This is a genomic window from uncultured Leifsonia sp., assembly GCF_945957465.1.
GTDB lineage: Bacteria > Actinomycetota > Actinomycetes > Actinomycetales > Microbacteriaceae > Leifsonia.
Map to the genome: position 1 here is coordinate 1 of NZ_CAMFLC010000034.1, position 26,615 is coordinate 26,615.

Annotated in this window: 31 protein-coding genes and 1 pseudogene; 16 read left to right on the forward strand and 16 right to left on the reverse strand. The window is 70.9% G+C overall.

The features are described 5' to 3' along the window. The 4 genes and pseudogenes from Q0Q23_RS14330 to Q0Q23_RS14345 form a co-directional block, all read left to right on the forward strand. Positions 1-227 (forward strand): annotated as a pseudogene (locus tag Q0Q23_RS14330) (deoxyribose-phosphate aldolase); the annotation flags it as partial. A 16-nt stretch (positions 228-243) separates the two neighbouring features. Then, on the forward strand, positions 244-1,764 hold the full coding sequence (locus tag Q0Q23_RS14335; RefSeq protein ID WP_295125242.1) for an aldehyde dehydrogenase family protein: 1,521 nt from the start codon (positions 244-246) through the stop codon (positions 1,762-1,764). Beyond that, the gene (locus Q0Q23_RS14340) at positions 1,761-2,621 is read left to right on the forward strand and encodes an aldehyde dehydrogenase family protein (RefSeq protein WP_295125245.1); all 861 of its coding nucleotides are present in this window, start codon (positions 1,761-1,763) and stop codon (positions 2,619-2,621) included. The genes Q0Q23_RS14335 and Q0Q23_RS14340 overlap by 4 nt, the downstream gene beginning before the upstream one ends. A gap of 52 nt (positions 2,622-2,673) precedes the next feature. Further along, entirely contained in the window at positions 2,674-3,267 is a 594-nt protein-coding gene (locus tag Q0Q23_RS14345) for an SGNH/GDSL hydrolase family protein (RefSeq protein WP_295125248.1), read from the forward strand. A 16-nt stretch (positions 3,268-3,283) separates the two neighbouring features. On the opposite strand, the gene Q0Q23_RS14350 is transcribed toward Q0Q23_RS14345, so the two are convergent. Genes Q0Q23_RS14350 through Q0Q23_RS14360 form a run of 3 tightly spaced genes read right to left on the reverse strand, consistent with a single transcriptional unit; the run spans position 3,284 to position 5,425 of the window. Continuing rightward, positions 3,284-4,561 (reverse strand): M20/M25/M40 family metallo-hydrolase, encoded by a 1,278-nt coding sequence (locus tag Q0Q23_RS14350; RefSeq protein WP_295125406.1) that lies wholly within the window; start codon positions 4,559-4,561, stop codon positions 3,284-3,286. Between the two features lie 56 nt (positions 4,562-4,617). Beyond that, complete coding sequence (locus Q0Q23_RS14355) at positions 4,618-5,145, reverse strand: O-acetyl-ADP-ribose deacetylase (RefSeq protein WP_295125251.1); 528 nt, start codon at positions 5,143-5,145, stop codon at positions 4,618-4,620. A 1-nt stretch (position 5,146) separates the two neighbouring features. Further along, on the reverse strand, positions 5,147-5,425 hold the full coding sequence (locus tag Q0Q23_RS14360) for a metal-sensitive transcriptional regulator (protein ID WP_295125254.1): 279 nt from the start codon (positions 5,423-5,425) through the stop codon (positions 5,147-5,149). A gap of 258 nt (positions 5,426-5,683) precedes the next feature. Here Q0Q23_RS14360 and Q0Q23_RS14365 point away from each other — a divergent pair, with 258 nt between their 5' ends. The 3 genes from Q0Q23_RS14365 (at position 5,684) to Q0Q23_RS14375 (ending at position 8,889) form a co-directional block, all read left to right on the forward strand. Further along, positions 5,684-6,112, forward strand: a complete 429-nt coding sequence (locus tag Q0Q23_RS14365) for an RbsD/FucU domain-containing protein (RefSeq protein ID WP_295125257.1) — start codon at positions 5,684-5,686, stop codon at positions 6,110-6,112. 81 nt (positions 6,113-6,193) lie between these two features. Next, positions 6,194-6,529: a DUF6804 family protein gene (locus Q0Q23_RS14370; protein WP_295125260.1), complete on the forward strand. Its 336-nt coding sequence runs from the start codon at positions 6,194-6,196 to the stop codon at positions 6,527-6,529. Between the two features lie 170 nt (positions 6,530-6,699). Further along, positions 6,700-8,889 (forward strand): DEAD/DEAH box helicase, encoded by a 2,190-nt coding sequence (locus Q0Q23_RS14375; RefSeq protein WP_295125263.1) that lies wholly within the window; start codon positions 6,700-6,702, stop codon positions 8,887-8,889. 117 nt (positions 8,890-9,006) lie between these two features. On the opposite strand, the gene Q0Q23_RS14380 is transcribed toward Q0Q23_RS14375, so the two are convergent. Next, the gene (locus tag Q0Q23_RS14380) at positions 9,007-9,189 is read right to left on the reverse strand and encodes a hypothetical protein (RefSeq protein ID WP_295125266.1); all 183 of its coding nucleotides are present in this window, start codon (positions 9,187-9,189) and stop codon (positions 9,007-9,009) included. Between the two features lie 102 nt (positions 9,190-9,291). On the opposite strand from Q0Q23_RS14380, the gene Q0Q23_RS14385 reads away from it, so the two are divergent. The 5 genes from Q0Q23_RS14385 (at position 9,292) to Q0Q23_RS14405 (ending at position 13,139) form a co-directional block, all read left to right on the forward strand. Further along, entirely contained in the window at positions 9,292-9,912 is a 621-nt protein-coding gene (locus Q0Q23_RS14385) for a CYTH domain-containing protein (protein ID WP_295125269.1), read from the forward strand. 140 nt (positions 9,913-10,052) lie between these two features. Beyond that, positions 10,053-11,081: a 6-phosphofructokinase gene (locus tag Q0Q23_RS14390; RefSeq protein WP_208041894.1), complete on the forward strand. Its 1,029-nt coding sequence runs from the start codon at positions 10,053-10,055 to the stop codon at positions 11,079-11,081. Between the two features lie 2 nt (positions 11,082-11,083). Further along, positions 11,084-11,638 (forward strand): AAA family ATPase, encoded by a 555-nt coding sequence (locus tag Q0Q23_RS14395; RefSeq protein WP_295125275.1) that lies wholly within the window; start codon positions 11,084-11,086, stop codon positions 11,636-11,638. Between the two features lie 70 nt (positions 11,639-11,708). Continuing rightward, positions 11,709-12,635, forward strand: a complete 927-nt coding sequence (locus Q0Q23_RS14400) for an NADP-dependent oxidoreductase (protein ID WP_295125278.1) — start codon at positions 11,709-11,711, stop codon at positions 12,633-12,635. Between the two features lie 96 nt (positions 12,636-12,731). After that, positions 12,732-13,139 (forward strand): hypothetical protein, encoded by a 408-nt coding sequence (locus Q0Q23_RS14405; RefSeq protein WP_295125281.1) that lies wholly within the window; start codon positions 12,732-12,734, stop codon positions 13,137-13,139. Positions 13,140-13,142: 3 nt separating this feature from the next. On the opposite strand, the gene Q0Q23_RS14410 is transcribed toward Q0Q23_RS14405, so the two are convergent. Both Q0Q23_RS14410 and Q0Q23_RS14415 read right to left on the reverse strand, forming a co-directional pair. Continuing rightward, entirely contained in the window at positions 13,143-14,507 is a 1,365-nt protein-coding gene (locus Q0Q23_RS14410) for an alpha-hydroxy-acid oxidizing protein (protein WP_295125284.1), read from the reverse strand. An 81-nt stretch (positions 14,508-14,588) separates the two neighbouring features. Further along, positions 14,589-15,278 carry a LysR family transcriptional regulator substrate-binding protein gene (locus tag Q0Q23_RS14415; RefSeq protein ID WP_295125287.1) on the reverse strand — a complete coding sequence of 230 codons (690 nt, stop codon included), beginning with the start codon at positions 15,276-15,278 and terminating at the stop codon, positions 14,589-14,591. A 54-nt stretch (positions 15,279-15,332) separates the two neighbouring features. Here Q0Q23_RS14415 and Q0Q23_RS14420 point away from each other — a divergent pair, with 54 nt between their 5' ends. Then, a complete protein-coding gene (locus Q0Q23_RS14420; protein ID WP_295125330.1) occupies positions 15,333-15,722 on the forward strand; it encodes a DUF5997 family protein in 390 nt (129 codons plus the stop codon). 9 nt (positions 15,723-15,731) lie between these two features. Here the strand turns inward: Q0Q23_RS14420 and Q0Q23_RS14425 are convergent, their stop codons facing one another. The 6 genes from Q0Q23_RS14425 to Q0Q23_RS14450 form a co-directional block, all read right to left on the reverse strand. Next, positions 15,732-16,163 (reverse strand): DUF1622 domain-containing protein, encoded by a 432-nt coding sequence (locus tag Q0Q23_RS14425; protein WP_295125333.1) that lies wholly within the window; start codon positions 16,161-16,163, stop codon positions 15,732-15,734. 32 nt (positions 16,164-16,195) lie between these two features. Then, positions 16,196-18,082, reverse strand: coding sequence for an amino acid transporter (locus tag Q0Q23_RS14430; protein ID WP_295125408.1), 1,887 nt, complete (start codon positions 18,080-18,082; stop codon positions 16,196-16,198). Between the two features lie 387 nt (positions 18,083-18,469). Then, positions 18,470-19,966 carry an SDR family NAD(P)-dependent oxidoreductase gene (locus Q0Q23_RS14435; protein WP_295125336.1) on the reverse strand — a complete coding sequence of 499 codons (1,497 nt, stop codon included), beginning with the start codon at positions 19,964-19,966 and terminating at the stop codon, positions 18,470-18,472. Between the two features lie 52 nt (positions 19,967-20,018). Then, positions 20,019-20,273 (reverse strand): DUF6510 family protein, encoded by a 255-nt coding sequence (locus tag Q0Q23_RS14440; protein WP_295125411.1) that lies wholly within the window; start codon positions 20,271-20,273, stop codon positions 20,019-20,021. Between the two features lie 5 nt (positions 20,274-20,278). Continuing rightward, positions 20,279-21,031 carry a ferredoxin reductase gene (locus tag Q0Q23_RS14445; RefSeq protein WP_295125339.1) on the reverse strand — a complete coding sequence of 251 codons (753 nt, stop codon included), beginning with the start codon at positions 21,029-21,031 and terminating at the stop codon, positions 20,279-20,281. Next, a complete protein-coding gene (locus Q0Q23_RS14450) occupies positions 21,028-21,621 on the reverse strand; it encodes a sulfite oxidase-like oxidoreductase (RefSeq protein WP_295125342.1) in 594 nt (197 codons plus the stop codon). The genes Q0Q23_RS14445 and Q0Q23_RS14450 overlap by 4 nt, the downstream gene beginning before the upstream one ends. 63 nt (positions 21,622-21,684) lie before the next feature. Between Q0Q23_RS14450 and moaA the strand changes: the two genes are divergently transcribed. From moaA to Q0Q23_RS14465, 3 genes are all read left to right on the forward strand, one after another. After that, positions 21,685-22,749, forward strand: coding sequence for a GTP 3',8-cyclase MoaA (gene moaA, locus Q0Q23_RS14455; protein ID WP_295125345.1), 1,065 nt, complete (start codon positions 21,685-21,687; stop codon positions 22,747-22,749). Next, positions 22,742-22,993: a MoaD/ThiS family protein gene (locus tag Q0Q23_RS14460; protein WP_295125347.1), complete on the forward strand. Its 252-nt coding sequence runs from the start codon at positions 22,742-22,744 to the stop codon at positions 22,991-22,993. The genes moaA and Q0Q23_RS14460 overlap by 8 nt, the downstream gene beginning before the upstream one ends. A 64-nt stretch (positions 22,994-23,057) precedes the next feature. Then, the gene (locus tag Q0Q23_RS14465) at positions 23,058-23,396 is read left to right on the forward strand and encodes a hypothetical protein (protein WP_295125350.1); all 339 of its coding nucleotides are present in this window, start codon (positions 23,058-23,060) and stop codon (positions 23,394-23,396) included. 78 nt (positions 23,397-23,474) lie between these two features. Here the strand turns inward: Q0Q23_RS14465 and Q0Q23_RS14470 are convergent, their stop codons facing one another. The 4 genes from Q0Q23_RS14470 to Q0Q23_RS14485 are packed head-to-tail and all read right to left on the reverse strand — an operon-like array spanning position 23,475 to position 26,570. Then, positions 23,475-24,524: a sulfate/molybdate ABC transporter ATP-binding protein gene (locus tag Q0Q23_RS14470; RefSeq protein WP_295125353.1), complete on the reverse strand. Its 1,050-nt coding sequence runs from the start codon at positions 24,522-24,524 to the stop codon at positions 23,475-23,477. Further along, positions 24,521-25,324, reverse strand: coding sequence for an ABC transporter permease (locus Q0Q23_RS14475; protein WP_295125356.1), 804 nt, complete (start codon positions 25,322-25,324; stop codon positions 24,521-24,523). Before Q0Q23_RS14475 ends, Q0Q23_RS14470 begins: the two co-directional genes overlap by 4 nt. Further along, complete coding sequence (gene modA / locus Q0Q23_RS14480; RefSeq protein WP_295125359.1) at positions 25,321-26,154, reverse strand: molybdate ABC transporter substrate-binding protein; 834 nt, start codon at positions 26,152-26,154, stop codon at positions 25,321-25,323. Before modA ends, Q0Q23_RS14475 begins: the two co-directional genes overlap by 4 nt. Then, positions 26,151-26,570: a molybdopterin-binding protein gene (locus Q0Q23_RS14485; RefSeq protein ID WP_295125363.1), complete on the reverse strand. Its 420-nt coding sequence runs from the start codon at positions 26,568-26,570 to the stop codon at positions 26,151-26,153. Before Q0Q23_RS14485 ends, modA begins: the two co-directional genes overlap by 4 nt. Positions 26,571-26,615 lie beyond the last annotated feature (45 nt).

A 26,615-nucleotide genomic window follows, 5' to 3' on the forward strand; every position in this document is an offset into this window, starting at 1 on the left:
ACCGGCTCACCGGCGAGGAGATCGGCGTGAAGCCCGCCGGCGGCATCCGCTCCTCCAAGGACGCCATCAAGTACCTCGTCACCGTCGCAGAGACGGTCGGCGAGCACTGGCTGCAGCCGCACCTGTTCCGGTTCGGCGCCTCCAGCCTCCTGAACGATGTGCTGCTGCAGCGCCAGAAGCTGCGCAGCGGCCACTACTCCGGCGCCGACTACGTGACGATCGACTGAGACGGACGACAACGACATGAGTTTCCTCGAGTACGCACCGGCCCCCGAGTCGCGCGCGATCCTCAACCTGCGCGACCAGTACGGCCTCTTCATCGACGGCGAGTTCGTCGACGGGCACGGTACGCCGTTCCAGACCATCTCCCCGGCGACCGAGGAGCGCATCGCGACCATCGCGACCGCCGACTCCGCCGACGTCGATCGGGCCGTCGCCTCCGCTCGCCGCGCCTACGACCGGGTCTGGTCGCGCATGAGCGGCAGCGACCGCGGCAAGTACCTGTTCCGTATCGCGCGGATCATCCAGGAGCGCGCCCGCGAGCTCGCCGTGGCCGAGAGCCTGGACAACGGCAAGCCGATCAAGGAGAGTCGCGACGTCGACGTTCCGCTCGTGGCCGCGTGGTTCTTCTATTACGCGGGCTGGGCCGACAAACTGGAGCACGCCGGCCTCGGCCCCGCGCCGCGTGCGCTCGGCGTCGCCGCGCAGGTCATCCCGTGGAACTTCCCGCTGCTCATGCTGGCGTGGAAGATCGCCCCCGCCCTCGCGGCGGGCAACACGGTCGTCCTCAAGCCGGCCGAGACCACGCCGCTGACGGCGCTGCTGTTCGCGGAGATCGTGCAGCAGGCCGACCTGCCGGCCGGCGTGGTGAACATCGTCACGGGAGCGGGGGAGACCGGGCGCGACCTGGTCGCCCACCCGGACGTGAACAAGGTCGCCTTCACCGGCTCGACCGTCGTGGGCCGCGAGATCGCGCGCTCGGTGGCCGGCACCGACAAGAAGCTCACGCTCGAGCTCGGCGGCAAGGCCGCGAACATCGTCTTCGACGACGCACCGATCGACCAGGCCATCGAGGGCATCGTCAACGGCATCTTCTTCAACCAGGGCCACGTGTGCTGCGCAGGCAGCCGGCTGCTGGTGCAGGAGAGCATCCACGACGAGGTCGTGGACCGCCTGAAGCGCCGGCTCTCGACGCTCCGCCTCGGCGATCCGCTCGACAAGAACACCGACATCGGCGCGATCAACAGTGCTGAGCAGCTGCAGCGCATCCGCGAGCTCTCCGACATCGGTGAGGCGGAGGGTGCCGACCGATGGACCGCCGAGTGCGCGATCCCCGAGAACGGCTTCTGGTTCGCGCCGACGATCTTCGACAACGTGTCGACCAGCCACCGCATCGCGCGCGAGGAGATCTTCGGCCCGGTGCTCTCCGTGCTGACCTTCCGGACGCCCGCGGAGGCGATCTCCAAGGCGAACAACACGCCCTACGGCCTCTCGGCGGGCATCTGGACCGACAAGGGCAGCCGGATCCTCGCCGTCGCCGACAAGCTGCGCGCCGGCGTGGTCTGGGCCAACACCTTCAACCGCTTCGACCCGGCGAGCCCGTTCGGCGGTTACAAGGAGTCGGGCTACGGCCGCGAGGGCGGCCGCCACGGCCTCGGCGCCTACTTGATCCCCGGGCGGTCGCTGCCGGCGGTCACGGCGGCGCGTCCCTCCGCCGCGCGCACCTCCACCCGCCCCTCCACCCGCAAGGGAGTCACGAAATGAGCCGACTGGCCGTGCCGAAGACCTACAAGCTCTACATCGGCGGGAAGTTCCCCCGCTCCGAGTCCGGCCGCAGCTACGAGGTCGTGTCGTCGAAGGGCGCGTTCCTGGCGAACGCCGCGAAGGCCTCCCGCAAAGACGCTCGCGACGCCGTCGTGGCCGCGCGCGCCGCGCTCTCCGGCTGGGCCGGCGCGACCGCCTACAACCGCGGTCAGGTGCTTTACCGCATCGCGGAGCTCATGGAGGGCCGCAGGGCGCAGTTCGTCGATGAAATCCAGAAGGCGGAGGGCGCCTCTGTCGCCGCCGCCGGTGCGCAGGTCGACGAGGCGATCGATCGCTGGGTCTGGTACGCGGGCTGGGCGGACAAGTTCGCCCAGGTCGCCGGCAACGCCAACCCCGTCGCCGGCCCGTATTTCAACATCTCGGTGCCCGAGCCGACCGGCGTGGTCGCGATCATCGCACCGCAGGATTCCAGCCTCCTCGGCTTCGTCAGCGCGATCGCGCCCGCACTCGTCGCGGGCAACACGGTCGTGGTGGTGGCGAGCGAGCGCTTCCCGCTGTCGGCGATCAGCCTGAGCGAGGTGCTCGCGACGAGCGACGTCCCCAGCGGAGTGGTCAACATCCTCACCGGTTCGCCGGCCGAGATCGCGCCGTGGTTGGCCTCGCACGCCGACGTGAACGCGCTCGACCTCGTCGGGGCGGGCGCGCTGGAGTGGGTGGACCTGCAGATCGCCGCCGCGGACACGTTGAAGCGCGTGCTCGCACCCGAGAACGGGCCGGACGCCGCTGCACCATCGCTCGATCGCATCGCGTTCTTCACCGAGACCAAAACGGTGTGGCACACGAAGTCGCTGCTTTAGAGTCACCTGTGCCTCCCTTCCGGCGCTCCCTCAACTGAGGGAGGATGGGGGGATGAGCGACGGCTGGGGATCGGAACACGGGACGCTCGCCCTGGTGGGCGACAGTCTGACGCAGGGCGGCGACTGGGAAGCCTGGCTGCCCGGCGAGGACGTCCGCAACTTCGGCGTCGCAGGCGACACCACGGACGACGTCGTCGCACGGCTCGACGCGGTGATCGAGACGCGACCGGCCACGGTCGCGCTGTTGATCGGCACCAACGATCTCGCCTGGCGGAGGTCGGCCGAACATGTGGTGCGCAATGTGGAGACCATCCTGGTCACGCTGCGCAAGGAGCTTCCCGAGGCGCGCATCCTGGTGCAGTCGGTGATGCCGCGCGGCCACGAGTTCGCCGATCAGATCCGCGACATCAACCGCCATCTCTGGCAGTTCGCCCCGACCGTCCATGCGGCCTGGCTCGACCTGTGGCCGGCGATGGCGCTGGAGGACGGCGAGCTGAACCCGGCGTACACCGACGACCGGCTGCACCTCAATGCCGACGGTTACCGGGCGTGGCTGAACGAGCTCGTGCCGGGCCTGGAGCGCGCCAGGCAGCTGCCGCCGAACAGTCGGGCGATCCAGCTGCCCGACCTCGGCGGGGCCGCCTGATCGTCGCCGCCGCTGATCAGAGCGAGCGCAGCAGCATCTCGTAGAACCGGATTCCGCGCAGCCAGGTGGTGACGCGGATGCGTTCGTTCTTGGCGTGCAGGGTGCCGCGTTCCTCCGAGCTCATCTCGAACGGGGTGAAACGGTAGACAGCGTCGCTGATGGTCGTGAAGTGCCGACCGTCGCTGGCGCCCAACATGATGTACGGGGTCACGACGGCGTCCGGGTGAACCGCACCGATGGCGGCGGCGACGCGCTCCCACTGCGGTCCGGAGGTCGGCGAGACCGGCGACGGCTCGTTGGCGTCGACGGCCTCGATCCGCACCAGCGGGTCATGGACGGCGCGTCGCAGGTGGTCGAGGGTCTCCGCAACGCTCGAGCCGACGGCGATGCGGACGTTGACGACCGCCTCCGCGGTCTCCGGCAGCGCGTTCGCCGCCAGGCTGCCGCTCAGTTGCGTGACGGCGGTGGTGGTGCGCACGATGGCGCGGGTCTCGTCGCCCAACCGGGCGAACACCGCCCGGAGCACGGGCTGGAGCATCCGGGCCCGGGCGAACACGAACCGCAACGGGCCGCTCGCGTGCCCGCCGAGTGTCTCCACCATCCGCAGATTCGTCTCGGTCAATCGGGCGGGGAACGGGTGCGCGTTCAGCCGGGTGATGGCCCTGGCCAGGCGTACGGTCGCCGTCATCCGTGGGGGAGTGGACGCGTGGCCGCCCTGCTGTTCGACGGTGAGCCGGACCGTGGTGATGCCCTTCTCGCTCACACCGACGACCGCGATCGGTTTGCGGACTCCGGGGAACACCTTCTCGATGACCGCGCCGCCCTCGTCGACGACGATCGCCGGGCGGACGCCGCGCTCGCGGAGGGCGGCGACGATGGCGCGCGCGCCGGATCCCACGGTCTCCTCGTCGTGGCCGAAGGACAGGTACACATCGTTCTCGGGAGTGAACCCGTCGGCGAGGAGGGACTCGACGGCCTCCAGGATGGCGACGACCGCGCCCTTGTCGTCCAGCGTGCCGCGGGACCACAGCAACCGCTTCTCGCCCTGTCCGGTCAGCTCGGCGGCGAACGGCGGGTGCTCCCACCCGTCGGCGGTGGCCGGCACGACGTCGTAGTGCGCCAGGAGGACGGCCGGGGGCGCTTCGGCGTCGCGTCCGTGCCAGTGGTACAGCAGGGCATGACCGAACCGCTCGCGTTCGAGGCGGGCGTGGAGCAGCGGGTACAGGGTCGGCAGCGTCTCCACGAACTCGTCGAACGCGGCCCAGTCGGTCGCCTCGACGGCGTTGCGCGACATCGTGGGGATGCGCAGCAGAGCCCGGAACCGCTCGAGCGCGGCGTCCTGCGCGCCCGTCACTCGCCGGCCGCCCGGCGGAAGGCGGTGAGGGCGTCTTCGTTGAAGAGCACGAACCGTACGAACTCGACCGACCCGACGCCGGAGGAGAGCACCGCGCGCACGGTGCTGATCGCGATGCGGGCGGCGTCCTCCAGCGGCCACCCGTAGACGCCGGCCGAGACGGCGGGGAAGGCGACGGTGGCGGCACCGAGCTCGCGAGCGACCCGCAGCGAGGAGCGGTAGGCGTTCTGGAGGTCGGGCGTGCGATCGTCCTCACGCGACCAGACCGGCCCCACGGTGTGGATGACCCACCGCGCCGGAAGATCACCGGAGGTCGTCGCGACCGCCTGCCCTGTCGGGAGTCCGTCGGGCAGCGTGGTGGCCCGCAGCTCCCGGCAGGCGGCGAGGATGGCGGGGCCGCCGCGCCGGTGGATGGCGCCGTCGACGCCGCCGCCGCCGAGCAGCGAGCTGTTGGCGGCGTTGACCACGGCGTCCACGGCCTGGTCGGTGATGTCTCCGCGGACGATCTCGATCGGGTCCGACACGTCAGCCTCGGTTGTTCGAGAGCTCGTAGACCTTGAGGAGTTCCGCGATGGCGTCGTCGCGCTTGTCCCCGCCCTCCTCGAACATCGCGGAGACATGGGTCTTGAGGTGGTTCTCGACCAGGAGCTTGTTGAGCGAGCCGAGCGACTTCTGGATGGCGAGGGACTGGGTGATGATGTCCACGCAGTAGTCCTCGTTCTCGATCATCTTCTCGAGCCCGCGGAGCTGTCCCTCGAGGATTCGCGTGCGGTGGAGGGCGCGCTTCTTGATGTCTGCGATCACGGCACCAGGATACCGCTGCGCGACGATACCCCTGCGAGGTATCCGGCGCCCGGGGATGTATCCGCCTTGCGGCATGGTGAGCAAAGTTCATATTCCGCGAGGTTCATGCAGACGTATCAGATCGGATGGATCGGCGCCGGTAAGCGGATCGGCGCGTCGCGGTGAGGCCCCCTAATGGGGGGTGGGGGAGGACATACCGTTGGGTCTATCCTCCCCGTAGGGGTTGAGAAATATTCGTTTTACAGGAAAGGCCCGACTTTGCTGAAGAACCTCAGCCCGCTGCTGTCCGGCGCGCTCTTGAGCGCGCTCGACGCGATGAAAGATGGCGACACACTTACCCTTGTCGGCAGCGGCTATCCCGAAGAATCACTCACAGCGCCCATCGTCCACCTGGGGGAGGACGTCACCACTGAAGCGGCCGCCGAGGCCATCCTCAGTGTGTTCCCGCTCGACACCGCCGACCCGTCGCCGATCGTCTTCCTCGACCTCGCCGACGAGCCGTACGACGTACCCGACGTCGCCTTCGCGGTGAACGGCATCGCCTCGGACGCGGAACTCCGACGCATCCCGATGACCCGGCTCGACCTCGAGCCGTTCGTCGAGCTGGCGTCGCACTCCGCGGTCATCGTCCGGGTGGGATCGGACGCGCCGCCGTGCGCGTTCCTGTTCCGCCGCGGCACCCTCTGAGGCGGATCGCACGAACAGCCCACCGTGCCCCCGGGACAGGTCTCGTCCCGGGGGCGCGGACCGTGTCACTAGAGTTGACGCGTGCCGTACACCCCGCAGCCGCCCGCCTACAACCGCGCCGCCCTCGCGCCGGGCCTCATCGGAGCGCTCGCGCTGCTGTTCGGGCTCGGGATCGCGTCGTGGTACGTGTGGGTGCAGTACGTGGTCTGCGTGCTCGCGCTCATCCTCTGCGTCTTCGCCTGGCAGGCGAAGCGCCGTTGGTGGCTGGCCGGCCTGATCCCGATCGCGGTGCTCTGGAACCCCATCTGGCCGATTCCGGGTCTGGCTCCTGCGCTCGCCGTCCTCAGTCTCGCTGCAGCGGCCGTCTTCGTGGTCGCGGGACTCACCATCAAGATTCCCGCCGAGACGCGCCGCTGAGGCGTCCGCATACGGTAAAATAGCGGTTGCACGGCCGTCCTGCGCCGTGCGCCCGGCGTTCGTCGTTGCTCGGCCCGGACCACTCGGTTCCGTTCCCTGCTGCACTGCCGGCCCTCACGCTCTACGGCGTCGCGTCCTCTGACAGCGCGCGGCGCCTCCACTGGAGGACCATGTCTCGATCGGGTCAGCGCACGTCGGGTCAGCGCACGTCGGCTCAGCGCACGGCGACGCGCCCGCAGCAGCAGCGGCGCAACCGGCACGCCAACAACGACGGGCTCATCCCCGTCCTCGCGCGCAAGGTGCGCGAGGTGGAGGCCAAAGCGGCGGACGGCAAGAAGCTCGGGCCGACCAACCGCACCAAGTTCCAGGTGATCGCCTTCCTGATGCGCGAGGAGCGCGCCAGGGCGAAGGCCGACCCGGAGCTGAGCGACGCCTCCCGTGCCGAGCAGCTCAAGCGGCTGGACGGCATCGCCACGATCCTGGCGAAGACGGCGGCTCGCGACACCTCCCTCATCTCGCTGCTCGAGAGCGAGGCGCCGCCGACGGCGACCGCTCAGAAGATCCGGCGCGACTGGCTTCTGGAGTCCGGCACCGAGCTCAGCCCCGACGACCTCATCATCACGGTCGAGCGGCCCACCGCGCCCGACAGCGTCATCCCGCCGGAGCTGGCGGAGAAGCAGGTCGTGCCCGCGTCGGTGAAGGCCCGGCAGCTGTCCAACCCCTTCCTCGCGCCCGACTTCAACCGTGCGGCCTCGACGGCCCCCGCTCCGCGCCGGCGCCTCGATTCGTGGGAGCTGCTCGGGCCGCTGTTCAAATCGTTCGAGTACGGCGCGGGGGGGCAGGCCGCGAGCATGGAGCTTCCTCCCGCACCGCTGATCGACCGCTACTCGCCTCCCGGGCTGGAGCTCATGCACCACCAGTCGCGGTTCATCGAGAGCGTGCGCCAGGGTCATCGCCGTTTCCTCCTCGCCGATGAGCCGGGTCTCGGCAAGACGGCCCAGTCCGTGCTCGCGGCGTCCGTCGCGAACGCCTACCCGCTGCTCGCGGTCGTCCCCAACGTCGTGAAGATGAACTGGGCGCGCGAGGTCGAGCGCTGGACCCCGCACCGCAGGGCGACCGTCATCCACGGCGACGGGGAAGGGCTCGACGCCTTCGCCGACGTGGTCGTCGTGAACTACGAGGTCCTCGACCGGCACCTCTCCTGGCTGCGCACGCTCGGCTTCCAGGGAATGGTCGTCGACGAGGCGCACTTCATCAAGAACCTGCACTCGCAGCGCTCACGGCTGGTTCTCGGGCTCGCCGAGGCGATCCGCGACAAGGCGGCCGACCCGCTGCTGATCGCCCTCACGGGCACCCCCCTGATCAACGACATCGACGACTTCAAGGCCATCTGGCAGTTCCTCGGCTGGATCGACGGCAACAAGCCGACCGCCGAACTGATGGAGGGCCTGGAGGAGACCGGGCTCACCCCGGCCGACTTCGGGTTCTACGCCGCGGCGCGCGAGGCGGTCATCGACCTCGGCATCGTCCGCCGGCGCAAGCTCGACGTCGCCGCCGACCTGCCGAGCCGTCGGGTCGTCGACCTTCCCGTCGAGCTCGACGACGATCTCGGCCGCTCGATCAAGCAGGCGGAGAAGGAGCTCGCGGCACGACTGGTCACCCGCTTCCACCGCGCTGCAGCGGCGGGCCGTCCCGAGTCCTTCGACGGCGACGACGAAGCCCACCGCAGGCACCTCATCCGCCTCGTCGCCCAGTCGGAGCTCGAGGAGTCGAAGTCGGCCAAGACCGGCGACAACGTCTTCACCATGGTCCGCAAGATCGGTCAGGCGAAAGCCGGGCTGGCGTCCGACTACACCGCGCAGCTGGCACGCTCCGTCGGCAAGGTGGTGTTCTTCGCGAAGCACATCGACGTGATGGATGCCGCCGAGGAGGCGTTCGCGGCGCGCGATCTGAAGACCATCTCGATCCGCGGCGACCAGTCGGCGCTGGCGCGGCAGAAGGAGATCGACGCGTTCAACAACGACCCGGAGGTGGCGGTCGCCGTCTGCTCGCTCACGGCCGCCGGTGTCGGCCTCAACCTCCAGGCGGCCTCCAACGTCGTGCTCGCGGAGCTCTCCTGGACGGCCGCCGAGCAGACGCAGGCGATCGACCGTGTGCACCGCATCGGCCAGGACGAGCCCGTCACGGCGTGGCGGATCATCGCCGCGCAGACGATCGACTCCAAGATCGCCGAGCTGATCGACTCCAAGCAGGGCCTTGCGGCCCGAGCGCTCGACGGGAGCGACGTCGAGCTCGGTTCGGCCGACTCCGTGCAGCTGGACGCGCTCATCCACCTGCTGGAGGACGCTCTGGGCGCCTGATTCCGGAGTCGGGCGCCGACACGCCGCGCGGTCGTCCGTTCTTCCGGAGAGCGGGACCGAGCCGCAGGCACCGGAATCACGGTCTGTGGGGCCCTGATCCGGGAGAAGTCTCCGCAGTTACGCGATCTCGGCGTCGTCGGGGTCGAGCGGCACAGGCCGCTCGTCGTCCGGCACGATGCGGTCGTCGTCCTCGTCGTCGACGGGGAGGTCGTCCGGGTCGTGGATGACGGCCTCCGGCTCGTAGTCGCCCTCCTGCGCCTCGACGAAGTCGTCGTCCGGGGTGCGCTCGGTGTCGCTCATGGCACGAGGGTACCGCGCACGCCGTGGTTGCACGAGGGTGCACGCGTGCGGAGCCGGCCGCGCTGATTTCGCTCCACGGCAGAAGTGGACTAGACAGGGGACATGGCGAAGCACCGTTCCCAGCTCGAGATCGAGCGCAAGTACGACGTGGACGCCGACCTCCGCATCCCCCCTCTCATCGGCGTCGGGGCGGTTGCCGTCGAGCGCGAGCCGCACACGGCGGAGCTCGTCGCCACGTACTACGACACCGAGGAGCTGCGGCTCGCCCGGCAGCGGATCGCCGTGCGCGCGCGCCGGGGCGGCGGCGACGAAGGCTGGCACGTCAAGCTTCCACCGGGGGAGGAAGGCCGCACGGAGCTGCACTGGCCGCTCGGGGACGGCGCACAGCCGCCCGCGGAGCTGCTGGAGGTCATCCGCGAGGAGCTGGGCGACGACCGACTGGTCCCGGTCGCCCGCGTGACCAACCGGCGCGACACCACCGTGCTCACCGACGCGGCCGGCTTCGAACTGGCCGAGCTGTGCGACGACCACGTCCACAGCGAGAACCTGCGCACCGGAGCGCGCGACGCCTGGCGCGAGTGGGAGGTCGAGCTGCTGAGCGGCGCCCCGGACTCGCGGGAACGCCGCACCGCGCTCCTCGACGGTATCGAGGCGGAACTGCTGACGGCCGGCGCCCGGCCGTCGGCCAGCGGCTCCAAGCTGCAGCGCGCGCTGGGGCTCTGACGGCCACGGCCGACGCGGATTTTGGTGCTCCGGTATGCGTCGGGCATGATGCTCAGGGGTGCAATGCAGCACAGGGGCGTCAAACACGAGCAGACGGCGCGCACTGACAGGCACAGCAGCGCACCGAGGAACGGAGCAGCATGAAGATCGGCATCCTCACGAGCGGTGGCGACTGTCCTGGACTGAACGCGGTCATCCGCGGGGCCGTCCTCAAGGGCGACCGCGTGTACGGCTCCGAGTTCGCCGGCTTCCGCTACGGCTGGCGCGGCGTCGTCGAGGGCGACATCATGCCGCTCGACCGGCACAGCGTCCGCGGCCTCTCACGCCAGGGCGGCACGATCCTCGGCTCCAGCCGCACCAACCCGTTCGAGGGCGACAAGGGCGGCCCCGAGAACATCCAGCGGATGATGGACGAGAACGGCATCGACGCGATCATCGCGATCGGCGGCGAGGGCACCCTCACGGCCGCCCGCCGGCTCACCGACGCCGGCCTCCGCATCGTCGGCGTGCCCAAGACGATCGACAACGACCTCGCGGCGACGGACTACTCGTTCGGGTTCGACACGGCCGTCGAGATCGCGACCGAGGCCATCGACCGGCTCCGCACGACGGCCGAGTCGCACCAGCGCTGCATGGTCGTGGAGGTCATGGGTCGTCACGTCGGCTGGATCGCCCTGCACTCGGGCATGGCCGGCGGGGCGCACGCCATCCTCATCCCGGAGCAGCCGCAGTCCATCGAGCAGATCTGCGAGTGGGTCGAATCGGTACGCGACCGCGGCCGTGCACCGGTCATCGTCGTCTCCGAGGGATTCCACCTCGACACCATGGAGGAGGCGCACTCGCACAAAGGCCTCGACGCGTTCAACCGTCCGCGCCTCGGCGGGATCGGCGAGATGCTGGCGCCCATGATCGAGGAGCGCACCGGAATCGAGTCGCGCGCCTCGGTGCTCGGCCACATGCAGCGCGGCGGAGTCCCGAGCGCTTACGACCGCGTGCTCGCCACGCGTCTCGGAATGGCGGCTGTCGACGCCGCCTACGAAGGCCGGTGGGGCTCGATGGTGTCGCTGCGCGGGACCGACGTGGTCAACGTGTCGATCGCCGACGCGACCGGCGGCCTGAAGACGGTTCCGCCGGCGCGCTACGAAGAGGCCGCCCTCCTCTTCGGCTGATCGTGCCGGCGCGCCTCGTCCTCGTCAACGGCGCCCCGGGATCGGGGAAGTCGACCGTGGCGCGCGCACTGGCCGAGCGCGCGTCCGTCGGCGGAGCGGAGGCCCTGGCGCTGGCCCTCGACGTCGATCAGCTGAAGCACGCGCTCGGCGGCTGGGAGAACGACCCGACGGCGTCCGGTCTGCACGCGCGCCGGCTGGCGCTCGCCCTCGCGGCCGAGCAGCTGCGTTCCGGTCGCGATGTCTTCGTCGGCCAGTACCTCGCGCGGCCCGAGTTCGTCGAGGCCCTGGATGCGCTCGCGCAGCGCTGCGCGGCCTCGTTCCACGAGTATGTCCTCGTCGTCGACGCCGAACGGCTGGCGGCGCGGCTGCGCTCGCGTGCCCTCCGCCCGACGCGGGCCGAGCACGACGTGAACAACCGGCTCGTCGGTCCCGCCGACGTTCCCGAGCTGATCCGGTCGCTGGAGCCCCTGCTGGCCGTGCGACCGCGGACCGTCCGCATCGATGCGAACGGGGCGCTCGAGGAGACGGTGGCCGCGATCGACGCGACGCTGCGATGAGACGCCGTGCCCGGGTCCCGTCGGCGGCGGGAGAGGTCTAGGCTCCTCCTACGAGACGAAGGAGCGGCCCGTGCCCAGATTCATCCAGCTCGAGGAGTTCGGGTCCCGGGACTTCCTCCACCTCGTGGAGCGGGAGCGGCCGTGGCCGGGGCCCGGCCAGGTGCTCGTGCGTGTGCTCGCCGCCGGGTTGAACCCGATGGACTGCAAGGCGTATCGCAGCGAACAGGCCGCCGCTCGCATGGGCGTCACCCTGCCGAGCGGGATGGGCCAGGACTTCGCCGGGTTCGTGGAGGAGGTGGGCGACGGCGTGGTGCGATTCCACGCCGGTCAGGCCGTGCTCGGCACCGCTCCCTTCGCCGCGATCGCCGACTTCGTGGTCGTTCCGGAGGACGGCCAGGTCGTCGAGAAGCCCGACGCGCTCACCTTCGAAGTCGCCGGCTCGCTCGGAGTGGTCGGCCGCACCGCGATGGCGAGCGAAGCCTCCCTCGATCTGTCCGAGCAGGACACCGTCCTCGTGAGCGCGGCGGCCGGCGGTGTCGGCGTGCTCGCGGCGCAACTCGCCGTCCGCAGCGGCGCGACGGTCATCGGCACGGCGAGCGAGGAGAACCACGAGTTCCTGGAGACGCTCGGGATCACGCCGGTCGCCTACGGCCCGGGCCTGGCAGGGCGCGTCAGGGAGGTCCTGGACGACGGCGCCCGGGTGACAGCGGTCCTCGACAATCACGGATCCGACACGATCGACGTCGCACTGGAACTGGGCGTCCCTCCCGAGCGGATCAACACGATCGCGGCGTTCGGCCCGGACGCCCGCGGCGCCCGCACGGTCGGCGGCCGTGCGGCGGGCAACGCGGAGCTCGCCGAGCTGGCGGACCTCCTGGCGCGCAACGAGCTCATGCTGCCCATCGACTCGATCTTCCCGATCGAGCGGACCGCCGAAGCCTACGGAAAGCTGGAAGCGGGCCACGTGCGCGGCAAGATCGTGATCGTGACCGACTGAGGCGGAAGCCGTCGAACGAACGTAAGGTGAATGCGGGGGCCGCGTGCCGCGATCGGATCTCGGCGCGCGGGCGGGAGAAGGCCGAGAGGAGCGACCATGATCGATGAGGACATCGCGCGCCTGCTGCGCGCTGCCGGGTTGCGCTGGCAGCCGGCGTCGGGCGACACCTTCGCCATCGACCGGCCCGGGATGGCGGGCGAGCGGTTCACCGTCAGCGAGATGACCATCGAGCCGCATCACTTCGACACCGGCACGATCCTCGGGTTCAACGGGACCACCGAGTGGGCCCTCGACTCTCTCGCGGTGGAGGACGCCCTGTGGATCCCGCGGGAGGACCAGTTGCGCGAACTGCTGGGCGGCTCGTTCCGGCACCTCGCCCGCACCCCGGACGGCTACCGGGTGACGCTGGAGATCGACGGCGCCGAACGGTTCTTCGAGGAGGAGGACGCGGCGACCGCGTACGCGCAGGCACTGCTGTCGCTCATCGCGGCAGCCGTGGCGTAGCCGCTACGGCCCGGGAGCCGGCTCTCGTCCCGCGAGCACCGATCCGTCGAGGTCGGCGGCGCGCCGGACGCCGGCGAGGCCCAGCGTGATGTCGAGCTCGGCCATGACATTGCGAAGCAGTTCGCGCACGCCCCGCTCGCCGGCGACGGCGAGAGCGTAGGCGTACGGTCTCCCGATCGCCACGGATCGCGCACCGAGTGCGAGCGCGATCACGGCGTCGGCGCCGCCGCGGATGCCGCTGTCGAACAGCACCGGCATCCGGCCTGCGACCGCTTCGACCACGCCGGGCAGGGCGTCGAGCGCGGCGACCTCTCCGTCGATCTGGCGACCGCCGTGCGTCGACACCTGCACGGCGTCGACTCCCGCATCGACGGCCCGCCGGGCGTCGTCCGGGTGCAGGACGCCTTTCAGCACGATCGGGAGCCGGGTGCGCGCTCGGAGGAACGCGAGGTCGTCCCAGCCGAGCGACGGATCGGCGAAGACGTCGAGGAAGGTCTCGACCGCTGCCAGGGGCTCTCCGGATCGCAGCCCCTTCCGCAGGGCGCCGGGATGGCGCCGCACGATGCCGGCGAACGAGGCGATCGCCGCGGGTGTGATCGGCGTGCGCTCGCGGGGGACGGAGCTCGCCATCCGCTCGCGGACCAGCTCGCGGAAGACGGGGTCGCTGGTGTACTGGGCGATGCCCCGTCCGCGGCTGAACGGCAGGTAGCCGAGATCGAGGTCGCGCGGCCGCCAGCCGAGGACATGCGTGTCGAGGGTCACGACGATGGCCTCGCACCCGCACGCCTCCGCCCGGGCGACGAGGCTCGCGACGAGGTCGCGCGACGAGCTCCAGTACAGCTGGTACCACCGCGGCGCGCCGGGACGGGTGGCGTCCATCGCGGCGGCGACGGCCTCCATCGGCGCGGAGGCTTGCGTGGAGATCGTGAAGGGGATGCCGAGCGCGGCGGCGGCCCGCGCGGCGGCGATGTCGCCTCCGCGCCGGGCCAGCTCCAGCACTCCGATCGGCGCCAGGAGCACCGGGGCGGGCACCGTGCGGCCGAACAGGTCGACCGTCAGGTCGCGCTCGGCGACGTCGCGCAACACGCGCGGGACGATGCGATGCCGGCCGAAGGCCGCCGTGTCGGCGGCGTCGGTGCGCTCGAGCCCGGCAGAGCCGGCGATGTACGCGAAGGCGGTGCGGGACAGGCGGCGGCGTGCCGCGCGCTCGAGTGCGGGGAACGCGACCGGGACGGCGGGACGCCGGCCGATCACGCCCGCACGGTACACCGCGCTCTGCGCGGCGCGACCGATGCTCGTGCCGAGTGCGGCGGCCCCCGTGGAGATCGTCGTCGTTGTCGTCGTGGTCGTGCCTTCGTCGGCCGTCATGCAGCCATTCTCGTCAACGAACCGGCAGGACGGGCAGTGCGACGTCGCCGGCAGGCGGCGTGTCCTGCCGCGGCGCCGTCCTCAGCGCTTGGGACGCGGACGCTTGCCCGACGATCGTCTCGCCGCCGCCGCGCGCCTGGCCTGCTTCGCGGCCCGCGCGGACTGCGTGGCCGCGACCTTCGCCGCCTTGGCGGCCTTGGCATCCCGAACGGCTTGCTCGGACTCGGTGGCCGCCACGTCGGGGTTGCGGGAACTGTGCGCCGTGCGGCCGCGCACGATGCCGATGAACTCGTCGACGAGGGGATGCTGCGCGTCGCGCGGCCAGGCCAGACCCACGCGCGAGACCGGGCCGTCCTCGAGCCGCATCGCCTCGACATCCTTGCGGCGCAGCGCCTTGGCGACCGAAGCCGGCAGGAGCGCGACGCCGTCGCCTGTCGCCACGCTGCGCATGAGGGCCTCGGAGGGTGCTCCCTCCACCCGTGCGTGGCCGGCCAGGTCGGCGAGGTGCAGTTTCTCCTCCAGCGTCAGAAGGTGCTCGTGGTTCGTGACCACGACGACGTCCTCGGTGTAGAGCGGGATGAGGTGCCGGTCGTCGTCGGCGTCCGCATCGCGCACGAACACCATGTCGGCTTCGCCGCGCGCCAGCAGACCGAGAGGGTCGTCCGACGGCGTCACCACCAGCTCGACGCCCGGCTGACGCTCGGCGAACACGCGCGTCCACTTGCCGATCGTGACGCCGAGCGGGAACGCGAGGGTGAAGCGGGAGGCCATGCAGGCCAGGGTATCGAACCGTCGCGCGTCGCAGCGGGCGATACCCTTGAACCCATGAAACCCCAGACCATGAAGGCGGCCACCGCGGCCAAGAAGCTCGGCATCCTGCTGCCGGCGGCACCGGAGGAATTCCGCGACCGCGACATCAGCCGCACCGAGCTCGACGAGCTGAACGCCAACCCGCCCGCCTGGCTGGTCACCCTGCGCGCCGACGGCCCGCACCCTCGCGACGTCGTCGCCCGCAAACTCGGCGTCAGCAACTCCGGTCTGGCCCGTGGCGGGGTGACGGAACCGCTGACCACCGCCGAGATCAAGGCGCTGCTCGCCGACCCGCCCGCCTGGCTGGTGGCGGAGCGCGCGACCCAGGCGCAGGTCCGCGCCGAGAACGCGCGCGTCAAACAGCGCGATGCGGAGCGCGCCGCCGCACGCGCCGAGCACGACTGAGTCCGGGCCTCAGGCCTCGGGCGTTCCGTTCGTCGTGCCCCTCGCGGCGGTGGCCGTCGCCTTCCTCGCAGCGCGGGCCAGCACCTCCGGGCCGGTGACCAGAGCGCGTCGCCAGGGCGCGACGCCGTCGATCTCCACCTGCAGCGAGAAGCTCAGGATGGTGCGGATGACGACGATGATCCCGAGAACGATGGCGTCGGTCAGGGTCGGGCTGGAGGTGACCGTCTTGACGAGGTCGGCCGCGACCAGCAGTTCGAGCCCGAGCAGGATCGTCCCGCCGAACGACTCGCGCAGCGTGCGGAACGCGGTGCTCCCGTTCCCGGTGCGGATCCAGACGGACAGCGCGAGCACGAGCGACACGATGAAGCCGATCGCCAGGGCGGCGACGCCGACGAACTCGAAGGCGATGCCGATCGTCTCGAAGATCGCGTGCGAGTCCATGCGCACATCGTGCCACAGCGGTGACGGTGCGGTCAGGCCACGTGCACGGCGGGGCGCCGCTTGACGTCCTTCTCGGCCTCCCGGAGCACCTCGCGCGTCACCGGGGCGACCTCGCCCACGCCGGTGATCAGGTAGCGGAACATGTTCGAGATCGGGTTGCCTTCCGTCCACTCGAAGTAGACCGTCGGCACGACGCCGGTGACGTCGCGCATCTCCAGCAGGACCGCCGCGATGGTGTTCGGGACGTTGCCGCTCGACACCTGGAGCACGCGGTAGCCGTATTTGACGACACCGTGGACGACCAGATCCTCCTCGAAATCGGAGGAGTCCGACTTCAGGACCTCGAGGAAGATGGTGCGCGAGCGCTGCGGGATGTGGCTGTACTTGCGCTCGTCCTTGTTCTTCTCCTCGTACTCCTTCGTCGTGTCGACGTCGGGCTCGTGGGAGATGATCCGGATCTCGCCCTCCTCTGCGTCTTCGAGGATGAAGTCGAGCGCCGTGACGTCGAACGTGACGCTGGTCGCCCGCAGCTGGAACGAGCGGCCGATGCGCGACACGATCGACACCACGAGGATGCCCAGGATGAAGAGGGTGGCGATGCGCAGGCCATCGGGGCGCTCGATGATGTTGTCGATCGTGGTGTAGACGAAGATCGCGGTGATGATCGCGAAGAGCACGGTGCGCTTGGGCTGCTTCTTGCGCCAGGCGGAGAGGCTGACCGCGAGCGAAGCCGAGGTGATCAGCACGAGGACACCGGTTGCGTAAGCGCCGCCCTGGGCGTCGACGTTGGCGTCGAAGACCAGCGTGATGAGGAATGCGATCGCCGTGAACACCAGGACGAGCGGACGCACCGCCCGCGCCCACTGCGGCGCCATCCCGTACTTGGGCAGGTAGCGCGGCACCAGGTTGAGGAGGCCGGCCATGGCGGATGCGCCGGCGAACCACAGGATCAGGATGGTGCTGATGTCGTACACGGTGCCGAACGCGTTGCCCAGGTACTCGTGCGCCAGGTAGGCCAGGGCGCGGCCGTTGGCGGCGCCTCCCGCCTGGAACTCCTTCTGCGGGATGAGCAGCGTCGTCGTGAAGCTCGACGTGATGAGGAAGACGCTCATGATGATGGCGGCCGTGGTGAGCAGGCGACCGGCGCCACGGATGCGGCCGACCGGGTGGTCCGGGTCGTCGCCGGGCTTGCCCTTGATCTGCGGCATGACCGCGACGCCCGTCTCGAACCCCGAGAGGCCGAGCGCGAGCTTGGGGAACACCAGCAGCGCGACACCGACGATGATCAGGGGATTGCCGTTCTGCTGGAACAGCGCCGTCCACCAGTCGTCGACCGCGGTCGGGTGCTCGAAGACCTGCACGATGGAGGTCGCGACCACGACCACATTGAGCGCCAGGTAGACGGCCACCAGCACGACCGCGATGCCGATGGCCTCCCGGAACCCCTTGAGGAACACGGCGCCGAGCAGAGTGAGCAGGACGAGCGTGATGATGACGTTGTTGCCGTGGAACCACGACGGCGCGAACGGGTTCTCGATCGCGTGCGCGGAGGCGTCGGCCGCCGACAGCGTGATCGTGATCATGAAGTCGGTCGCCGCGAAGCCGAGGAGCACGAGCACGAACAGCTTGCCCGCCCACCACGGCAGGAACCGTTCGAGCATCGCGATCGAGCCGGAGCCCCGGAAGCTCTCACGGGCGACCCGGCGATAGACGGGGAGGGCGCCGAGGAGCGTGAGCGCCACCAGCACCAGGGTCGCGAACGGCGAGACCAGCCCGGCGGCGAGAGCTGCGATGGCGGGCTGGTAGCCGAGGGTCGAGAAGTAGTCCACGCCGGTGAGGCACATGACCTGCCACCAGGAGTGCGTCCGCTCCGGGTTGCGGCCGTGCGGCCCCTGCTGGGTGCCCTTCTCGTCGATCATCCCCCGCAGCAGCCAGTGCTTGAACCGCCCGCCGTGCGCGGCGGAGGGGGCGACTGCGTGCGCCTGCCCGGGGATCGGCACGGGCTCCTTGGGGCGCACGCGCGGCGGAACGGCCCCGCCGGGTTCGGCCGGCGCCGGGGAGCTGGACGGGTCGCCGGGGGCTGCAGAGCCGATACGCTGCACCTTGTCGCCGGACGGGGTATTGCTCGACATCGGCTGCCCTTCGTTTGCCTCTGTGCCACACTGTACGTTCTGCTCGCCGGCGCCCGGAAGACCTCGGGAAGGTCTCCAGCGGCCTCCCCGCGATGCCTGCGACAGTCTACATTCGCGCCGGATGTCGCGTTGCACGGCGCTCATCGCCACCTGCGGCGCACCCGTCTTGCGACGTCACCAGGCCGACGGCTTGTAGTCCTTCAGGAAGACGCCCTGGAGGTCCTCGCCGGCCTCGCCGCGGACGATCGGGTCGTAGACGCGCGCAGCGCCGTCGACGAGGTCGAGCGGGGCATGGAAGCCCTCCTCGGCGAGACGGACCTTGGTGTAGTGCGGGCGCTCGTCGGTGATCCAGCCGGTGTCGACACTCGTCATCAGGATGTTGTCGGTGTCGAACAGCTCCTGAGCACTCGTGCGCGTGAGCATGTTGAGCGCCGCCTTCGCCATGTTGGTGTGCGGGTGCCCTGCGCCCTTGTAGCGGCGGCCGAAGACGCCCTCCATCGCCGAGACGTTCACCACGTAGGAGCGGCCGGCGGCGGCGAGGGAGGGGCGCAGCCGGTCGATGAGGATGAACGGCGCGGTCGTGTTGCAGAGCTGCACCTCCAGCAGCTCGAGCGGGTCGACGGAGCCGACGGCCAGGGTCCAGGTGTTGACGCGCTGCACGTCGGGCACGAGCCCTCCCGCATCGATGGCGGTGCCGTCCTGGTGGCGCTCCAGCGACGACGATCCGGCGGCCATCGCCGCGGACGCCAGGTCGTCGGCCGTCAACGCTGCAGCACCCACCAGCTCGGCGACCGTGCCGTGCACGTTCGCCGACGACAGCAGCGGGTGCGCGGCGACGGACGCCTGCAGGGCCTGCGGGTGCGGATCCGCGGTGTGCCCGAAGGTCTCGAGTTCGGGCAGCGGGCCGTCCGGCAGCGGGTGCGACTCGGCCTCCGCCAGCAGCGAGTAGGCGCCGGGTGAGCGGCGCACGGTCTGGGCGGCGTTGTTGATGAGCACGTGCAGCGGTCCGCGCGACGCCACCGAGTCGGCCAGGCCGATGACCTGTGCGGGGTCGCGGAGGTCGATGCCGACGACGCGGAGGCGATGCAGCCACTCCGCCGCGTCGGGCAGCTGCGAGAACCGGCGCACCGCGTCGCGCGGGAAGCGCGTGGTGATGGTGAGGTCGGCGCCGTCGCGCAGCAGCCGCAGCGCGATGTGCATGCCGATCTTCGCGCGGCCGCCGGTGAGGAGTGCACGCTTGCCGGTGAGGTCGGTGCGTGCCGTGCGCTTGGCGTGGCTGAAGGCGGCGCACGACGGACAGAGCTGGTGGTAGAACCAGTCGACCTGCGTGTAGTGCTGCTTGCAGATGTAGCAGGCCTGCGAGTTGAGCAGGGTGCCCGCAGTCGTCGACCCCGAGGTGGGTGAGGTCAGGTCGCGGCCCCGTGTCTCGTCGTCGATGCGGTCGGGGGCGCCGGTGGCCGTCGCGGCGATCACGGCGCGGTCGGCGGCGAGCTCGGCCTCCCGGAGCTCGCGCCGCCTGGCCTGCTTGACGGCCTTGAACATGTGCGCGGTCGCGCGGCGCACCGAGATGAAGTCGGGGTGCTCCTGGTCGAGCTCGTGGAGCTGGGCGAGGACGCGGAGGGTGGTCGCGAGGTCGTCGGGGTCGAGGCTCGCGGAGGTTTCGGCTGGCACCGGACGATTGTACGGGCAGCGGATGACCGCCTGCTGGGGGAGCCGGGCGGTGTCAGACCGCCAGCTCGAGCCAGTCGAGGCCGCGCAGGTCGAGGCAGAGCCTGCCGTCGCGCTCCGAGGCCGTCGCGATGACGTCGCCGCAGATCCGGCAGCGCAGCACCATCCCGTGATCGTCGGCGTACAGGTGAGCCCGTGCGATGACCGTCACATCGCCGCAGTGGGCGCACTTGCCGCGCGCAGAGGTGACGTCGGCCGCGAACACCTCGGAGAGCAGGCCCGCCGCCGCATTGCCGTCGAGGTAGTCCATGTCGGTCACTGTGCTCCTCCGATCCCGCCGTAGCGTTCGGTGCGGACGCGGTCCGGGTCGTGGCCCGCATCGACGAGCCAGCCCGAGACCGCCTCGACGAAGGGGGTGGACCCGCAGACGTAGAACGTGGGGGATTCCGCGGCCGGCAGCACGAGTGCGTTCAGCCCGGCGGCCGTCAGCCGGCCCGCCGGTGTGGGCCAGTCCGGCGGCGTCTCGCGCGTGAACACGTAGTCCACGCGCAGGGGCGCCGTTGCTTCGCCGAGCGTCATCAGTTCGTCCCGGTAATAGACAGACATCGGGGTGCGCGCCGAGTACAGCAGCCGGAACGGCGCCGGACTGGCCGCCGCGGCGTGCGCTCGCGCCATCGACATCAGCGGAACGACCCCGGAGCCGCCCGCGATCAGCTGCACGGGGCCGGCATCACCGGTGCGCCAGACGAACCAGCCGCCCACCGGGCCCCGCACCTCCAGCTGGTCACCCACGGAGAGGCCGTGGACGAGGTAGGGCGACACCTCCCCGTCGGGCAGCTCCTCCACGGTCAGCTCGAACTCGTCCACCGCCAGGCCGTCCGCCCCGGAGGCCGAGGCGATCGAATACGACCGCACAGCCTGGTACCCGTCCGGGGCGGTGAGCCGGATGTCCACGTGCTGGCCGGCCAGATGCCCCGTGAGCCCGGGGATGCGCAACCGGATGGTGCGCGCCGTCGCCGTCTCTTCGTGCGCGGCCACGACCTCGGCCACCCGCCACGCCGTCGTCACCAGTAGCGCTCTTCCTTCCAGGGGTCCCCGTACATGTTGTAGCCGTTCTGCTCCCAGAAGCCCGGTTGATCCTGCGGCAGCATCTCCAGACCGCTGACCCACTTTGCGCTCTTCCAGAAGTACAGGTGGGGCACCAGCAGCCGTGCGGGGCCGCCGTGCTCGGGCGGGAGGTCTGCGCCGTCGAAGGTGTGCGCCACCCATGCCTTGCCGTCGAGCAGATCCTTCAGCGGAACGTTCGTCGTGTAACCGCCGTACGAGTGCGCCATCGTGTACTCGTAATCCGTGTCGACCTTCTCGAACAGCGTGTCCAGCGCCACGCCGCGCCACGACGTCCCGAGCTTCGACCAGCTCGTGACGCAGTGGATGTCGGTTCCGACGTCGTCCTGCGGCAGCGCCAGGAACTCGTCCCAGCTCCACCGGTGCACGACGCCCTTCTCCGTGGTGATCGTGAACGCCCAGTCGTCTTTCGCGATCCGCGGGGTCGGCCCGGCGGACAGCACCGGGAACCCCTCCGTCACGTACTGCCCGGGTGGGAGGCGCGAGTCCTCGGAACGGCGCCGGCCGAGGAAGCCGGACGAGATGATTCCCATGCGCGCAGCATATTCCGCGGCCGGGGCGCGGGTCTACCGTCGCCGTCGGTCTACGCTGAAGTCATGGCCGCCGTGAATCTCGGACTCCCGCGCCGCCCGCGCGCGAGCGAAGAGCCGCGAGTGGACGGCCGCCCGGACGTCTCCGACCTCGTCGACCGCTTCGGCCGGGTCGCCCGCGACCTGCGGGTATCGGTCACCGAGAAGTGCTCGCTGCGGTGCACGTACTGCATGCCGGCGGAGGGCCTGCCCGCCATCCCGCGCGACGACCTGCTGACGCCCGCCGAGATCGCACGGCTCGTCGGCATCGGCGCCGACGAGCTCGGCATCCGCGAGGTGCGGTTCACCGGCGGCGAACCCTTGATGCGCGCCGATCTCGCCGAGATCATCGGACTGTCGCACGCGGCGGCTCCGCGCATCGACATCAGCATCACCACCAACGGCATCGGCCTCGACCACCGGCTGCCCGCGCTGGTGGCGGCGGGCCTGAACCGCGTCAACATCTCGCTCGACACGGTCGATCGCGAGCACTTCGCCGCGCTCACCCGGCGCGACCGGCTGCCCGCGGTGTTCGCCGGGATCGCCGCCGCCCACGCCGCGGGCCTCACCCCGCTCAAGCTCAACGCGGTGATGATGCGGCAGACCCTCGCCGGCGCCCCCGACCTCCTCGCCTGGGCGCTCGAGCACGGCTGCCGGCTGCGGTTCATCGAGCAGATGCCGCTCGACGCCGACCACACCTGGATGCGCGAGAACATGGTCTCCGCCGAAGAACTGCTCGGCGTCCTCCGCACCCGCTTCGACCTGCGGGAGGCCGGCCGGGACGATCCGTCCGCGCCCGCCGAGGAGTGGGTCGTCGACGGCGGCCCGGCGACCGTCGGCATCATCGCGTCCGTCACGCGCTCGTTCTGCGCGGCGTGCGACCGCACCCGGATCACCGCCGAGGGCACCGTGCGCTCGTGCCTGTTCGGCGACGACGAGACCGACTTGCGCGGTCTTCTGCGCGGCGGGGCGGACGATGCCGAGATCGCCCGCTGGTGGCGCGGCGCGATGTGGAACAAGCAGTCGGGTCACGGGATGGAGCGCGCCGGGTTCGTCCCCCCGGTGCGGAGCATGGGAGCGATCGGTGGCTGAGACGACGGTTCTGGTGCGGTACTTCGCGGCGGCCGAGGAGGCGGCGGGACGCGAGGAGGAGCGCCTGGTCGTGAGCGACGCCACGGTCGCCGGCCTTCGCGAGGCGCTCGCCGAACGGTACGGCGACGCGATGCGGCTGGTGCTGCGCAACGGCTCGTTCCTGGTCGACGGCGTCGTCTCCCGCGATCCGGCGGCCGTGCTCGGCGAGCGCGTGGACGTGCTGCCGCCGTTCGCGGGCGGCTGACGCGCGGGCGTCCCCGGAGTTAGGCTTCAGCACGAGGCTTCGGCCGATATCGGGGGAGGTCGCCATGGGCGAGCACATGCAGGAGTTCGACCGGATCAGCCGCAGGAAGGCTCGAACCCGGTGGCTGGTCGTGGCCGCTGTCATCGCCGGTGTCGGAGCGTGGGCGACACTGCCGTTCGGGATCGTGCTGCTGACCCGCAGCGAGGCTGCTGGCTGGGCGTTCGTCGCGACAGGTCTGGTGCTGGTGGCGGCGTGTGCCACGGCGATCGTCGGGGCGGTGCGCTCCCGGGTGGCAGCGCAGAGCCTCCCGGGCAAGGCGAACCCGGCGTTCGACGAGCCGCGTCCGTCGGCGAACCCGAACGGCGGCTACTCCACCGCGGGGATGCAGCTCGGCTCGCACTGACCAGGTGCCCCGCACATTCGTGACGAATCGCGGCTTTCGTGGCACGAATATGGACATTCGTGACGAATCGCGGGTGGCTTACGCGGGGGAGATGCTGACGTCGGCCGGCGGCACGGTGAGCGTGACGTGAGCGCCGGCGCTGAGCCGCAGCTCCGCGACCACAGCGGCGGGCACCAGCGCGGTGAGACGGTCGGTGCGCACGCGCACCAGGTCGTCGCGAGGTTCCAACGCCGTGACCGTGGCGGCGATCCCGGCCACGGCCTCCTGCGCATCCGCCATGGCCGCGCCCGGCCGAAGCGTCACCGACGACGGGCGCACCACCGCCGTCACCCGCCGGCCTTCCGGAATCGGCGCGGTCGGCGTCCCGCCGAGAGCGAGGCCGTCGTCGGTCACGAGACCGCTCGCCGTGCGCACACCGGTCAGGAGGCTGAGGCCGGTGAGCTCGGCGGTGAACGGGTTGCGCGGGTGCATCAGCACCTCGCGCGCATCGCCCTGCTCGACGACCCGGCCGTTCTGCAGCACGGCGACGCGGTCGGCGAGCAGGTAGGCGTCGAGCGCATCGTGCGTGACGACGATCGCTGTGCGCCCGGCGAGCACGTCGGCCAGCATTCCGCGCAGCTCACCGGCGACCGCGACGTCGAGGGAGGCGAGCGGCTCATCCAGGAGGATCAGCTCCGGCTCGGCCGCGAGAGCCCGGGCGATGGCCACGCGCTGCGCCTGTCCGCCCGACAGGCCGCTCGGCCGGCGGTCCGCCAGCGCCCGGACGCCGGTGCGGTCGAGCCATTCGGCTGCCTTCGCGCGGGCGTCGGCGCGTGAGGCGCCGGACGACCGCGGTGCGAACTCGACGTTGCCGCGCACCGTGAGATGCGGGAACAGCAGGGCGTCCTGCGCGAGCAGCGCGATGGCGCGCCGGTGCGGCGGGAGCCAGACGGCGGGGAGGTCGAAGAGGGTCTCGTCCGCCAGCGTCGCCCGGCCGCCGTCGGGTCGGACCAGCCCGGCCAGCATGCCGAGCACGGTCGACTTGCCCGCCCCGTTCGGGCCGAGCAGGGCGAGGGTCTCGCCCTGCTCCACAGCCAGGTCGACGGCCACGTCGCGCTCATCGACCCGGGCCGAGAGCCGCAGCGTCACGACGTCCTCCTGCGCAACGGCTCGCCTGCGCCGTGCGCGACGGCGACCACGGCGATCGCGACGGCGATCAGGACGAGCGACAGCGCCACCGCGGCGTCGGGGTCGGTCTCCCGCTGCAGATAGATCTCGAGCGGGAGGGTGCGGGTGGTGCCCTGGAGGCTGCCGGCGAAGGTCAGCGTCGCACCGAACTCGCCGAGCGCCCGCGCGAACGACAGGATCGCACCAGAGACGATTGCCGGGGCGACGAGCGGGAGGGTCACGCGGAACAGCGCGGAGGTCGGCCCGGCTCCCAGCGTGGCGGCGACGGCCTCGTAGCGTTCGCCCGTGGTCCGCAGTGCTCCCTCCAGGCTGAGGACGAGGAACGGTAGCGCCACGAAGGTCTGCGCGATGATGACGGCCGGAGTCGAGAACGCGATCGGGATCGCGCCCTCGAGCAGCCCGCGCCGGCCGTAGAGGGCGAGCAGGGCGAGGCCTCCGACGACCGGCGGCAGAACGAGCGGAAGCAGCACGATCGCACGGACCAGCCCGCGCCCGCGAAACGGGACGCGGGCGAGGACGACGGCCATCGGGATGCCGAGCACGAGACAGGCGGCGGTGGCGAGAAGGGAGGTGCGGAGACTGAGCAGGAGCGCATCCACCGACTCCGGCGAGGTGATGAGCGCGCCGAACTGTCCCCAGTTCACGCGTGTCACCATCGCGATGATGGGCAGCAGCACGAACAGTGCGCCGACCGCCGCGACGAGGAGAACCCAGCCGGGGACGCCGGTGGCAGCCCTCTCAGCGGCGCGCCGCGTCCTCACGGCGCGCCGAACCCGGCCGCCTCGAGCACCTTCCTGCCCTCCGGGCCGGTCACGAAGGCGATGAACGCTGCGCCACCCGTGGCGTTGGGGCCGTGCTCGATCGAGGCGATCGGGTAGGTGTTGACCACGTCCCTCGCCTCGGGGAACGGCACCGAGTCCACGCTGTCGCCCGCGCCCTTCACATCGGTGGCGTAGACGACACCGGCGTCGGCCTCGCCGGAGGACACTTTGCCGAGCACGTCCGTGACCGACGACTCCTGGCTGACCGGATGCAGCTTCACGCCGGTCGTGCTCTCGACGGTGGCGGTCGCCGCCCCGCACGGCACCTGCGGAGCACAGACGACCGTCTTGACGCCCGGCTCGGCGAGGTCTGCCCAGGCCGAGATGTGCGCCGGATCGCCGCGCGGCACGGCGATCGCGAGGACGTTCGTCGCGAAGTCGACCGGATCGCCGTCCGTCACGCCCGCGCCGATCGCTTTCTTCATGTTCTTCTCGTCGGCGGAGGCGAACACGTCGGCGGGAGCGCCCGCGGTCAACTGCGTGACCAGGTCGGAAGAGCCGGCGAAGCTGAAGGTGACGGTGCTTCCGGGGTTCGCCTTCTCGAACTCCCGGCCGAGCTCGGTGAACGTCTTCGTCAGGGAGGCCGCGGCGAAGACCGTGATCGTGCCCGTCACCGCGTGCGTGGTCGGTGTCTGCGAGGTCACGGGGGCGCCCGCGCCGGCCGAGCACCCGGTGGCGGCGAGCAGCAGCGCCGCAAGTGCGGCCCCGGAGATCGCGAGCCGTCCTCGGCCTCGCGTGCCGATGGTCCTGTCGGGCCGTTCGGTCTTCATCCTGTCGCTCCTCGTTCTGTGACCGCCGAGGTCTCGACGATGACGTTGGTCGCCTTGATCGCGGCGACGGCCACGGATCCCCGTTCCAGCCCGAGCTCGCGCACGGCCTCGCTGCTGATGAGCGAGACCACGCGGTGCGGGCCGCACTGCAGCTCCACCTGCGCCATCACCGTGTCCATGACGATGTCGGTGACGATCCCGACGAACCGGTTGCGGGCCGACCGGCCGACCGCCGACGGATCGGTGGGGAGGACGGCGTTCTGCTTGGCGATCCCGGCGAGCTCCAGGCCATCGACCACGGTTCGTCCGACATCGTCTTTGGAACTGGTCAGCATTCCGGCGTCGATCCAGCGGCGCACGGTGTCGTCGCTCACCCCGAGAAAGCTCGCGGCATCCTTCACCCGTATCTGCGGCATGAAAGCAACTCTAGACCCGCATCCGCGGGGAATCGAGGTGCGGTG

What these genes read in the sequence shown, in the direction of transcription:
- moaA (WP_295125345.1), top strand. Translation starts at nt 21,685, where the DNA reads ATGGCCGCCGTGAATCTCGGACTCCCGCGCCGCCCGCGCGCGAGCGAA.
- Q0Q23_RS14375 (WP_295125263.1), top strand. Translation starts at nt 6,700, where the DNA reads ATGTCTCGATCGGGTCAGCGCACGTCGGGTCAGCGCACGTCGGCTCAG.
- Q0Q23_RS14440 (WP_295125411.1), bottom strand. Translation starts at nt 20,273, where the DNA reads ATGGACTACCTCGACGGCAATGCGGCGGCGGGCCTGCTCTCCGAGGTG.
- Q0Q23_RS14415 (WP_295125287.1), bottom strand. Translation starts at nt 15,278, where the DNA reads ATGGCCTCCCGCTTCACCCTCGCGTTCCCGCTCGGCGTCACGATCGGC.
- Q0Q23_RS14465 (WP_295125350.1), top strand. Translation starts at nt 23,058, where the DNA reads ATGGGCGAGCACATGCAGGAGTTCGACCGGATCAGCCGCAGGAAGGCT.
- Q0Q23_RS14335 (WP_295125242.1), top strand. Translation starts at nt 244, where the DNA reads ATGAGTTTCCTCGAGTACGCACCGGCCCCCGAGTCGCGCGCGATCCTC.
- Q0Q23_RS14405 (WP_295125281.1), top strand. Translation starts at nt 12,732, where the DNA reads ATGATCGATGAGGACATCGCGCGCCTGCTGCGCGCTGCCGGGTTGCGC.
- Q0Q23_RS14430 (WP_295125408.1), bottom strand. Translation starts at nt 18,082, where the DNA reads ATGATCGACGAGAAGGGCACCCAGCAGGGGCCGCACGGCCGCAACCCG.
- Q0Q23_RS14390 (WP_208041894.1), top strand. Translation starts at nt 10,053, where the DNA reads ATGAAGATCGGCATCCTCACGAGCGGTGGCGACTGTCCTGGACTGAAC.
- Q0Q23_RS14485 (WP_295125363.1), bottom strand. Translation starts at nt 26,570, where the DNA reads ATGCCGCAGATACGGGTGAAGGATGCCGCGAGCTTTCTCGGGGTGAGC.
- Q0Q23_RS14380 (WP_295125266.1), bottom strand. Translation starts at nt 9,189, where the DNA reads ATGAGCGACACCGAGCGCACCCCGGACGACGACTTCGTCGAGGCGCAG.
- Q0Q23_RS14350 (WP_295125406.1), bottom strand. Translation starts at nt 4,561, where the DNA reads ATGTCGCGCAACGCCGTCGAGGCGACCGACTGGGCCGCGTTCGACGAG.
- Q0Q23_RS14340 (WP_295125245.1), top strand. Translation starts at nt 1,761, where the DNA reads ATGAGCCGACTGGCCGTGCCGAAGACCTACAAGCTCTACATCGGCGGG.
- Q0Q23_RS14345 (WP_295125248.1), top strand. Translation starts at nt 2,674, where the DNA reads ATGAGCGACGGCTGGGGATCGGAACACGGGACGCTCGCCCTGGTGGGC.
- Q0Q23_RS14410 (WP_295125284.1), bottom strand. Translation starts at nt 14,507, where the DNA reads ATGACGGCCGACGAAGGCACGACCACGACGACAACGACGACGATCTCC.
- Q0Q23_RS14425 (WP_295125333.1), bottom strand. Translation starts at nt 16,163, where the DNA reads ATGGACTCGCACGCGATCTTCGAGACGATCGGCATCGCCTTCGAGTTC.
- Q0Q23_RS14450 (WP_295125342.1), bottom strand. Translation starts at nt 21,621, where the DNA reads ATGGGAATCATCTCGTCCGGCTTCCTCGGCCGGCGCCGTTCCGAGGAC.
- Q0Q23_RS14385 (WP_295125269.1), top strand. Translation starts at nt 9,292, where the DNA reads ATGGCGAAGCACCGTTCCCAGCTCGAGATCGAGCGCAAGTACGACGTG.
- Q0Q23_RS14420 (WP_295125330.1), top strand. Translation starts at nt 15,333, where the DNA reads ATGAAACCCCAGACCATGAAGGCGGCCACCGCGGCCAAGAAGCTCGGC.
- modA (WP_295125359.1), bottom strand. Translation starts at nt 26,154, where the DNA reads ATGAAGACCGAACGGCCCGACAGGACCATCGGCACGCGAGGCCGAGGA.